The sequence below is a fragment of the Xanthovirga aplysinae genome (assembly GCF_009711365.1).
Taxonomy (GTDB): domain Bacteria; phylum Bacteroidota; class Bacteroidia; order Cytophagales; family Cyclobacteriaceae; genus Xanthovirga; species Xanthovirga aplysinae.
Genome location: NZ_SMMB01001198.1, coordinates 1 through 11,080 on the forward strand (window position 1 = coordinate 1; position 11,080 = coordinate 11,080).

Annotated in this window: 9 protein-coding genes; 2 read left to right on the forward strand and 7 right to left on the reverse strand. The window is 38.3% G+C overall.

Features of this window, described 5'->3' with window-relative positions; translation table 11 throughout:
- Positions 1 to 346: 346 nt before the first annotated feature.
- From E1171_RS16490 to E1171_RS16510, 5 genes are all read right to left on the reverse strand, one after another.
- Positions 347 to 691 carry an MBL fold metallo-hydrolase gene (locus E1171_RS16490; protein ID WP_155207152.1) on the reverse strand — a complete coding sequence of 115 codons (345 nt, stop codon included), beginning with the start codon at positions 689 to 691 and terminating at the stop codon, positions 347 to 349.
- Positions 692 to 1,421: 730 nt separating this feature from the next.
- Positions 1,422 to 4,250, reverse strand: a complete 2,829-nt coding sequence (locus tag E1171_RS16495) for an MSEP-CTERM sorting domain-containing protein (RefSeq protein ID WP_155207153.1) — start codon at positions 4,248 to 4,250, stop codon at positions 1,422 to 1,424.
- A 1-nt stretch (position 4,251) separates the two neighbouring features.
- Complete coding sequence (gene xrtK / locus E1171_RS16500) at positions 4,252 to 4,779, reverse strand: exosortase K (RefSeq protein WP_155207154.1); 528 nt, start codon at positions 4,777 to 4,779, stop codon at positions 4,252 to 4,254.
- Between the two features lie 204 nt (positions 4,780 to 4,983).
- Entirely contained in the window at positions 4,984 to 5,280 is a 297-nt protein-coding gene (locus tag E1171_RS16505) for a winged helix-turn-helix domain-containing protein (protein ID WP_343031428.1), read from the reverse strand.
- Complete coding sequence (locus E1171_RS16510; RefSeq protein WP_343031429.1) at positions 5,277 to 5,912, reverse strand: hypothetical protein; 636 nt, start codon at positions 5,910 to 5,912, stop codon at positions 5,277 to 5,279. The genes E1171_RS16505 and E1171_RS16510 overlap by 4 nt, the downstream gene beginning before the upstream one ends.
- 546 nt (positions 5,913 to 6,458) lie before the next feature.
- On the opposite strand from E1171_RS16510, the gene E1171_RS16515 reads away from it, so the two are divergent.
- Positions 6,459 to 6,650 carry a hypothetical protein gene (locus tag E1171_RS16515; RefSeq protein ID WP_222931524.1) on the forward strand — a complete coding sequence of 64 codons (192 nt, stop codon included), beginning with the start codon at positions 6,459 to 6,461 and terminating at the stop codon, positions 6,648 to 6,650.
- Between the two features lie 184 nt (positions 6,651 to 6,834).
- Here E1171_RS16515 and E1171_RS16520 read toward each other — a convergent pair whose 3' ends face one another.
- The gene (locus E1171_RS16520) at positions 6,835 to 8,613 is read right to left on the reverse strand and encodes a glycoside hydrolase 5 family protein (protein ID WP_155207156.1); all 1,779 of its coding nucleotides are present in this window, start codon (positions 8,611 to 8,613) and stop codon (positions 6,835 to 6,837) included.
- A 312-nt stretch (positions 8,614 to 8,925) separates the two neighbouring features.
- Entirely contained in the window at positions 8,926 to 10,185 is a 1,260-nt protein-coding gene (locus E1171_RS16525) for a T9SS type A sorting domain-containing protein (protein WP_155207157.1), read from the reverse strand.
- 464 nt (positions 10,186 to 10,649) lie between these two features.
- Here E1171_RS16525 and E1171_RS16530 point away from each other — a divergent pair, with 464 nt between their 5' ends.
- Positions 10,650 to 10,814 carry a hypothetical protein gene (locus E1171_RS16530; protein WP_222931525.1) on the forward strand — a complete coding sequence of 55 codons (165 nt, stop codon included), beginning with the start codon at positions 10,650 to 10,652 and terminating at the stop codon, positions 10,812 to 10,814.
- The last annotated feature ends 266 nt before the right edge of the window (positions 10,815 to 11,080 follow it).

The following is an 11,080-nucleotide window of genomic DNA, read 5'->3' on the forward strand; positions in this document are numbered from 1 at the left end:
CCATTCTATCTGTATTTCTAAGTATTTATCAATTTAAAGATAGATCACCATTATTTTATTCTATATATATATAAATTAGACTTTACAAATAAGCTTTGAAAGACTAGATACCGTTGGTTTTTCATTCATCCGCATAATTGGTATGCATAGAATTCTTTATTCAACTTTAATCCTTCAAAAATACTGGATTAAACTACTTGTTCCTCCTTGTCCAATTCAAAGATTTCTTCATCCGGAATTTAATTTGTTAAAAATAAAGAAAAGCCCCCTATCGTCACCAAACTGTTAGGGGGCTTATTAGATGAACAAGAATAAATAATATTGTATAATCAATTGGGCAACTATCTTATTGTAAGTCATTAAAGGTATTAGGTACATTAACCGTAGTGTGGACAAAGTCCCATAAGGAGTACCCTTGAAGGTCTGACATCACTACAGCGGCTTGAGTAGCTTCCAAATCATTCCCCGCATCAATACTAGCCTGTACCTCTGATATAAGTTTCCCCAGATAGTCAATAGTAAAATCAAGAGCTTCAGGCCCAACAGGTCGACCATGGCCAGGCACAATTGTAGCTTTTGCAGGCAAGAAATCTCTTATAGCGCTCATAGTAGCAAGTGATGGTACTGCACTTCCATCTAACACCCAAGGAACACCTGGTGCCTCTGAAAGTTGTGCATTTCCAGTATACATAACTGCTCTTTCTGGAACATAGAAGAAAAGATGGTAAAAAAAGGAATGGCCTATCTTCCACCATAAATCATATCAACTCCATTGAATTTCATGAGAGGTTTATAGTTGTGGAACCCCTTACTTTACGAGAGAGTTGATCTGGGAAGCTACGGGTAAATGTTGGTGATTTTAGATGTTTTTTGATAAGATGTGAAGAACATCTCCCTTTATCCCCCTTTGAAGGGGGATATTGGTCTATAGGACTTAAATACTGAACCCTTTAGGCAATAGTAATGGATCATGAGTAGGACAAGGGGAAGTTTTAGACCGGCTTATCTCCTGGGAAGTGTTGCTCTTTGTTGCCTTTTGGATTTCTGGATGGATTTTGTGGGATGCTGGCGAGAGCAAAAAACGGACCAGTGATAAATGGTGGTTAGAAGTGGTTGGACCTTATTAAATAATAACTTATCAATTCCTTATCAATTAAAATAAAAGCTAATTCACATTGGCATCTTCAGAAATTAAAGAATTAGGCCAGTGGACAATTTCATATAACCCTTAATCTATCCACCTATTTTAGGACTAGACATTCCTTTTAATTAAAAAAGTTAAAAAATAAATTAAGCTTGTGATCTGAGTCAACGGAGTTAGAAAAAAACAGGTTGATATAGACACCTGTTTTTAATCTTTTTTCTGAATGAAAGTAATAATCCAATTTTGAATTATATATTTCCCTGCCTAGCATTAAAGTCTAAACTTTAGAGAAAATCTTTTTCCTATTTTTAATCAACCCATATCCCCCAATTACGAATAGCAAAATCATCAATTCAGGTTCAGACATGCGTTGGGCTTCCTCTCCTAGGTCATACACTTCTTTTGCTGCCAATACCTGAGCCTGTTTCTTTTTAAGTACTTCTTTTTGGGCTTCGTTTTCTACCACTATAAAGGAAGTCACTGGCGTCATAATCCTCGCTATAAAACTACTTCTCACCATATTCAGCCATTCTTTTTCATAGCCTTCGGGATGTAAACTATGGGCCATCCATTTCCCCTGCATCTTCAGGGCTGCCTCCCAACTACTTTCTTCTATTTTAGTTTCATTTAAGTCAATATGCTTTTCCCTTGGGATGATTTCTGGGGACTCATTGGCGGGTAAATAAGCCAGGGGCTGTTTTTCATTTGGCCAGGCAAAAACCGGGATTGAAAACTGAAAAGCTGGAGTCTCTACCACCGCCTCTTTAGGTTTTCGCATCAGGGAATGAGAAATTAATTCGCCCTTGATGTCTACGGTATAAAAGTAATTACACTCCGGAAAAGTTATTTTTAAGCCCGAAAAATCTTTCTCGATTATGGAATTGCCTATATCGTCAGTCAGTACCACCATTATAGGATAGGTTGTGGACAAATCTTCATAGGATTGAACCAGGATCTTTTTGATAGCCCTTTCTAAAAAGAATCCACCTTCAAAAGGCTTTTTTTCCAACTCATCTTTCCAAGAATCGGTTAGCTCCTTTGTTTGAGAATACGTATTGGTGAAAGTAATTTTGGCATGCTTGTTATCAATGGGGCCATTTTTAAGAAGGGATTCAATCCTTTTTACATACGTATCCCTGTATGGCTCTTTAAAATGGGAGACATCCACAATAAAATGATAATAAGGGGTTCTGGTCACCAAGGGCAATCTTTTTTTCTCCATTGAAGAAACATATACTACCGCTTCCTTTTTATTAGCAGCCTGAACCATATAATCTTGGTCTTTAGGCTCCCCTAAAAGAATTTCCTGTCCCTCAATTGTAATGTTGACTGCCTCCTTATGAAGTAATTGAATACCTGTTTTCCTTGTTTCCCCTGCACTAAAGGGAAAAACCTTAAAGGAAACCCTGTTTCCAGACTTATAATAAAGCAAGCCGGGATCTCTATTTTCATTTCTGATTTGGGAAAAAATCCAACGAGCCGTTTTCTTTTCGGTCAATATTCCCTTTTCTTTTTTATCCCCCACAAAAAGATAATAATCACTTACCCAACAAGCCGTTGGCAATTCAAATTCAGTCGCAAACTCTGAAAACCTATTGTGTTCATTATTATTGGTAATTTCCATATCTACCCAACTTTTCCAAACCTTTTGATCCGGATCGTAAACGCTATTGGTCCGAACTTTAGAAATATGCACTTCCTCATTTCTAAGAATTTCCTTTCTCCCATCTAAGGGCTTGCCACCAAAAAACACACGCTCAATCTTATTAATTTTGGCATCGGATAAAGTAAGGTTGTCTAATACTAGCCAGTTAAAATAGGTAGATAAATAAGGAATGTTCCTACCAAAAAGTAAGTCGCGGCTTCCACTTTTATGGTGCTTGATAATTTTTATGGTTTTGCTCAAAGAGCTTTTATCAATGGCATAGGTTTGGGAATAATCCGGGTAATAAAGAAAATCGAGGGTTTCTTTCAATACTATTTTATCATTCAAATAGGTGAAAGTTATAGAAAAAGGTATAACGGAAATACAAATAAGAAATACGAATAAAAGCAGTTTTGGGGACAAGTAAGACTTTAAAAAACGAAAATCTATCGATAGTTGCTGCACATGGGCAACAAATAAGACCAAGGGAGCCAATAGTAAAAAACCAATTCCGATTAAAACTATAGCAATAATAGAAAGGGGCAAAAAGGGAAGAAATACAAGAAAAAAGTAAAAGGTAAAGGAGAACGTAATACATCTTCCGGCAAAAAGAAATAGGCGGTACTTTGCCGATTCAGGATTGGGCAGACAAAGCAATACAGCATTCAAAACGGTCAGGATATAGAAGAAAGGATGATTAAAATCCCCGAAAACTCCACCATCTCCACTAGAACTTGCCAAGTTATACAGATAGCCGTTGTTAACTGCAAGACCAAGAAGCGGAAGAATAAGAGAAACGATAACCTTCCACAGCAAAGAGAATTTATTTGCTTTCTTCCCCTTTTTCAGCGTCAAAATAAAAACCCCTCGAATAAGAAAAAACAAAAAAACTACGGTCCCTGTGATCACCAAAATAGTTAAAGCATGCATGTGAAAATCAGAGGGCAAGGATTTCCAAAGAGGAAGGACAAGCTGAAAAAATACATAGCAGACAATGGGGACGGCTATAGCTTTGGCAAAGCTTTTCCAAGCCTGATGCTCTTCATTTTCTTGGGTTAGCGAACGCACAACAACAAAAAGAGCATGAGCCAAAGTGGGCATTAAAAAAGTTCCCACATAAAGATGCAAATCTTCAGCCAACATCCAGCGAGGCATATCCCGGGGGATTATCTCAGAGGAAAAATAGTAATAAATATAGAGGAAAAGAATATGGACAAACAGAGTGACTAACCCATAGTACAGGGAAAGGCCTTTTTTCCTAACTATTAGAATAATAGCATAGAGCAAATGTAAAACAATAAGGACAAGCAGACATGCACCAAATCCCATCCATAGCTGGATATTTTTCTCAGACAAAAGGCTTTTGATAAGGGTAAACTGTCCATAAAATAAAAATAAGAGTAAAGCAACTGGAGCTATATGGATTACAAAAAGCCAGCGGGGATTGAGTAAATTTCGCATTTTAATGAGATTTTATCGTTTTAGAATATTCCAAAGAAAGGTATAGAAAAATTAGAAAGGACAAGTAAATAAAGCTTCCCAAGGCTTCATGAACCCATCCCAAGCTAATATCAATATACCTTTGAAGGAATAATAACAGCAGAATTCTGGAAGCATTCACAAAAACCGTGAGGGCATATCCTGCCAAAAGGGCGAGAGGAAAAAGCACTAATTTCTTCCTATTTGTTCTGATGTTATTTAACAAGTTAAACAATATTAAAGTATAGCATAGATTCCAAAAGGTAAAGCCTGAGCAAGATTTATCAATTACCATATTCAATTGCTCATGAAAAAAGCCTCTGTCATTTGAATAGATAGAAGGGGAACCCATAATAAAAGAGATTATATGGTTTGTGGGTTGAAGTAAAAAGAGAAAAGCATCATTATCTGCATGGCGAAAGTAAAATTTGAATACCACAACAAGCAGAAGTACACACAGGTAGTAGGGCGCATTTTGACTGGTTTTTATATTAAGACTAAGGTTTTCCATTTTTTAGTTGATAATAACTGATTTAAGATGTATCAGTTGAAGGTTATTGACACATATAGTTTTTGGTTTTCCAATCCATATAATTCCAGGAAATTGGGGAACAATTTAGGCAAAGGTTAAACCAACTAAGGGAATGTTCGTTCGTTTCATAGTTATTATTTTAAAGTACTTTGAAATTCAAAGTTGATCATTAAAAAAAAGAACTCAGCTCTTTTTACTTTTCTTTACTAAATTCTCCAAAGCCTCTAAATGAGCCAGGAAGGCCTTTTTCCCTTCTTGGGTGGCCATATATTGGGTGTTGGGTTTTCTGCCTATAAACTGTTTATGGACATCTATAAAACCAGCTTTTTCCAATGCTTTCAGGTGACTCGCCAAATTTCCATCGGTCAATTGTAGCAATTCCTTTAAAGCGTTAAAATCCAGTTTTTCATTCACCATCAGCACTGACATCACTCCCAAACGCACCCGGCTTTCGAATGCTTTGTTAATATTTTGGATCACTGTTTTCCCTTTTCATATTTTACATACATGAGGAGCCCATAAGCTATGTGCAAAATTCCAAAACCTATGGCCCAAAAAAGTAAGCCATACCCAATATAAACGCAGGAAATTAATCCCAATGCAATTTCAATTAGCCCCAATTGCCGTACATCTGTGAAAGTATACTTAGACACATTCACCAAAGCTAAACCATAAAAGATGAGTGTTAACGGTGCTATGATACCCACATACCCCCTTTGTAGGAGAATCAAACTTAATATGCCACCTGTAAACAACGGAATCATCAAATTGATCAACAGTTGACGGGCCTGTTTGTCCCATAGACTTGCCCCCGCCTTTTTAGCCTTGCGGTGGGTTAAAAATAGTCCGGTAAGAAGAGACAGGGTTAAAACCAACAGAGCGTCCAAAATTAATAAATTAATAGTGTTCGTCTCCCCCAAATCTACCCTTCGGTAAACCAACTGGTAATCGTTCTGATAGATGGTCCAATAGGCAAAGGCCGCTCCCAGTAGCGCATAAACTCCCGCCATCACGCCTGATAGGCCACTTAGGGAAAGAAAACGGGAAGAACGCTCCATTAAAGAACGAATCTCTGTAATTTCATTAAGGTATTCTTGTTGTTGCTTCATCATAAAGTACTTTGAATTTCAAAGTTAGTTAATTTACATGAATTTGCAATGGGTAGTTTGATGAAATTGGGAATTATTTTTTTACAGTCTTTGGAAGAAGGTTGAATAAGGTGGGTTTGCAGGGAACTATCTTGCAATAAAATATGAAGCTAGAATGTCTTAATTGCAGGGTGAGTTTATGGGGAGTGCAGGTAAGTGCAGAAATCGAAAAGCTGCTCATTGAAATGTGGTAGATAGGCTCCTTGTAAGTCAGGGATGGGTTGCCATTTAGAGACAATCAAATTGGGGCAGGTTTATATCGGATGCTTAACCAATGCTTTGATAAAAACCAGCTCCAATTGAAAAGAAGTAAGCCTTTAGGGGTAAAATTAAAACAAACTATTGGTGAGTGATTAACGCATTCCATCCATACAAAAATTTAAATAATAATAAATTCCATTTTACAGGTAATTATTTATTTATTACTCCTTCAGGCCTGTGAATAGACAGAACTCGGTGACAGGAATAAGCTGATGATTTTCTCTTGTGAAACTGAATCATTTATTCAGGATGGGGCTTCATTCAACCATCGACCAAAAGAGGACGATTATTTTTGCTCAGGCTTCACAAATAAAAGAGGCTTATACCGAAATAGACCACGATCTTGAACTCCCTATAATTTACGATGTTCCATTATTTCACAGCATAATGAAAATATGGTTGGAGTTTGTCCGAATTATTTTTGGCAAGCTGTATTCTTAATGCCGAAAAACTCAACTAAAGTTCATTAAGTTTTTGTTTCCCTGTCTATAGAACCAATAGCAGATTGCCCGAAAACGTTTAGATAAGAGTCTAATGAGAAAACAAAGTTTAGCATATTTTCACCCTGTTCTTCCTAACTCATATCCTTGGTATAAGGATGAGAAGTACAATTTTAAGAAGTATATTATTCCATTACTTTTTGAGCAAGGATAATAATCTCTGTCAGCTCATCGATCAACAGAGGTGGCAAAAAAAGTACATTGTCAACCGGACTTAGGGTAGTCAGAACGGTGTACTCCTGAGTAATCGTATTGTAACGCATGATTTTGTAAGGTGAAGTATCCTCTAAAGGAAAGTTGGCCTTTACAGTGATTTCATTATATAGGAAATTACGGATATATACCCAGTATGAATTGCCTGTCTGTACGCCAAAGGCATTTACATTTTGGCCTTTAGTTACTTCAAACCCTTCGAATGTACCCTGCCCTGCAGAAAGCATTTGCTCCGTAATTTGTACAGAGGGAGCAAAACTGCCAAGGGTGTCCAGTTGGGTGTAATCTTGCCACCACCAGGTCAAGGGATAAATAGGGGTAGGAGAAAAAACACCAAACCATAAGCCGGTGCGTAAATCCCTATCATATGTTGGTAAACTGCTTTCAGATGGCCCTCTTTGGGAATTCACACTAAACTCCCCAACGATAAAAGGTTTATTAAACATGCTATTGTACTTGTTTACCACCTCATGTATGGTGCCCGTTTGCCCGTACAGATGCTCCTGGGAAAGCTGAATGTCAGGGATAGTAAATAGTCCGGCTATAAGAGAATCGGAAATACTGGTAGTAAGAATGTGGGAGTGAGCGTTATCGGTACTTTTCCAGTAAGCACTCATCTCCTTGTGCCAGTCCACTACTTTGGCAGCATTTATATTTCCATCATTGATAACATTATCGATTTCATCCCAAAATTCAACAATCGGAATGTAAGGGGAATAGCCCCACCGAGAAATAATATACCTTAAGCGGTTCTTGTATTGCTGCTTGGCCGCTTCCAAAGTAAAGAATTCCTCCGGTGTAGTGGCTGGCCCTCCCAGATTTACATTATAATTATTTCTGGGCCAGAAAGCCGGGTTTCCAAATTCATCAGGCTTGGTGGAAAGAGCGCCGAAATAATCCAGTGTCAGCTTCGCATACATTTTATTTTCTTCCAACAGGTTTACTAAGAAGTCCATGCGCTGTATCGCGAACTGATTATAGGTATTTGTAGTATCGTTAGGATACCGACCCCCAGCGGTGATTTTCCATTCCAAGGGTAAATTCCAAGGACACATCCAAGTACTAATCATGTTCATCCCCTTTTCTTTATAAAGAGGGATAAGAAAATCGTAGGTATAAGACTGTATATCAAAAGGGACATCTGGCCGTGGCTCCCAAGCCAGGTTAATGCCAATACCCCGGAATTTTTTCCCCGATTCAAATTCCAAAGTCCAGAAGGAAGCATCCGTAGTGCTTAAAAAACCATCCTGAGGTTCGCTGCCCACCTCTTCCTCAACAAGAAGGGAATATTCCGCCGATTTTTTCATTGCTTTTCCTTCTTGGGTGATCAACAAAGAGACCTTATAGGTTCCTAATTCTCTGGGTGCCCAATGGGTTTTCCAAATAGAAAGGCCAAATATACTTCTATCAAAATAAAAAGGGTGCTGAAACTTAGCTCCCGAAGGGCTCACAATTTGAAGATCCAAAGCGATTTCAAATTGATTGAAAGGATTTTCAAAAGAGCCAAAAAGAATAGCGCTAATGACTGTCTTGGCATAAGGGGTGGTAGTTTTGGGGACATTCATTTTCAAAAGAATGGCCCCGGATTTCTTATGAGAATCAATTTTGCTGGTGCGGTTGGATTGTGCCTTAGCAAATTGAGTTAGGAATAAAAGAAGGCAGAGGAGAAAGGCAAAGGAAGGAGTTTTCATAATCTTAAGAGGCTATACATATAAAATAATCTATTTTATAGATAATGTGAAGAAAATGATCCACAGAATTTTAATACGCATAAATGGACAACAATCCCTTATTAATCAGTTGCTTGATCGGCCCAATAAAATTTTATTGAAGATTCCCTTTCTGCTCTAGGTGTTATTCACCACCGATGGGCCATCATTGCGGAACAGGAAGATGTTATTAGTAATTAATTCTTGGGGCAAGCCCCAAGGCATTTTGGGCCTTTTTTATTGATTCCAGGCTAGCCTCAGAAATTTCATCACATAGAGCTTGAATACTCTAACTTATTCAATAATAACCCGTTGTGGCTGTAATAATTCATCCCCTATTTGTAGGTGCAATAAATAGATACCCGCCTCTAAGGAATAATGACTTAAATCAATAATTACGACTTCGCCTGCCCATTGAATATCTTGTGGGGCTATGGGGTAATTTCCCTTCCCCCAAATACTTTGTAGTTCTACTTTAAGCTTTTGATCTGATGGAGTTATTCCCATCTCTATCTGTAAAAATTTTGAAACAGGATTTGGAAATAACTTAAGTGGTTCCTCCTCAGGTATTGCCTTACTGGCATTTTCATCCAAAGCTGAAACTGCAGCATCTTTATAGACAAAGCTAGCATAAACCGCCTCCTGCTGTAATTCTCCTGTCTTCAAAACCTCAGCCCTATTATTGGTTCCAACGTTAATGAATTCCGGACCAGCCAACAATAAGGTGGTTTCTTCCGGAACTAAAGCAGTTTGGTTTCCAGCTTCATTTCTTTGAGTGGGAGTGTTTACACCAATAATCATTGCTTTTAAGCCACCACCCAGATCATCGATTTTCACATCTACATCTTCTCGGTTGGAGAGTACGGCTGGTGGCGTTCCATAAAGAAGGATTTCAAGTAAGTGCGGTTTATCAGGATTTCCTTGATGGGTTTGAAAAGTTTCTAACAGGATATTGAAATTTGAAATAGGCGATTGATGCTTTGAGGGGTGATCTTTTTCTTCTGTTACGCCAGCATAGGCTACATAAAGGACCTCATCTTCTTTATAGTTTGACTCTTCCGGCTGGTCCACTGCCTCCTCTTCATTCACAAACTCCATTGCAACCCTTGTTTTCAATAATTCTTGCATCGTACTGTTTCGATTGGAAACAGAAGGTAATTTTTTATTTGAAAATTCATTTCCCCCAGTTCCATTGACCTCTTCAGGCCCATTGCCAACTATTGGAGCCTCCACCACAAGTTCAATAGGAGCAACCGCTTCATTTTCTAGTCGCTCGTTAGAGGCCTGGTGGTCTAGTTCAATTAACATTTCCCTGATTCCATTAGGTAAGTCAATTACCTCAAAGCGAACCTCTCCTGAGGAAGAACTTACCTTAGGTGTTTTACCGACAAACAGTAGCCTGGCCTTATGCGGATTGTTAATGATGCTATGACGATCCTGCTCTAAAGCTAAGATAATAGACCCAGACTGCGCCCATGTTTTAGAAAAGTTTAGTGAAAGGAATCCCAAAGTTATAATGAGAAATTTGCTAGCCGTTAGTAAGCTTTTTTTCATAAGGATCATTTTTAGTTCATTAAATCATTAGAAAAACTTTGGATGTGATCAATTGTTCTCACTTTCAAGATATATCCAAACAGGAGTGTTCGATTGTTTTATTTTTTCAATTGACCACCGGAGGCACCGCATTTGAAATTGTAAAGGGAGAAAGGCCAAGCGTTTTACCAAACGCTGCAGCTTCAGCCTTGGAAAGAAGGTTGAATTTGATGGGTTTTAAGATGGCTTGGCTCCTGGGAGGTGTTACTCTCAGCTGACCTTTGGGTTATAGGTTGGTTTTTTTGGGGTGCTGCCCATTGCATAAACCAGATAGATGTCATTTTGGGGAAGAAATAGCATTGGGATGTTCCGGTTCCATGTAGGAATGATTTTCTAGGATAATAGTTTGAACCCAATGGTTAATTTATTCTGAAAAGGGAGGTTTTACAGAGTTGATTCCTTTATTTATAATGAGAAATAGGGCAATGGCACAAGATGTAAGCTTGCAGTGGTGGGTAGATATTGTGGCTGTAACATGTCCCGTTACTGCTTTTGGCTTTGGGAGGGTGGTGAATACCCTACAGCCTGAGTGGATTGTGACCTTACGGCGAAGAATGGGAAGAGACAACCCCACCGGTGGTTTGATGTAATGAGAGAGGGACGAACAAATAAAGGAAGGCGGCCGGGAAGCTACCAAAAAAGCTATTTCCATTCTGGATGTAACCTTTCCATGGGACTATTTAAAACCCGAGGACACAAAGTCGTTCAGGACTTTTATAATAATTAGTTTCTCTTATTTGGCATGATCAACCCATGTCGGGTTATAATTTCAGAAACATCCTGCTTATAGTGGCTATTATTTAGCTCTTCTTCGGCTAAAATTGGGTCGTACTTTTCTTTGTGGACTTCATTGCTT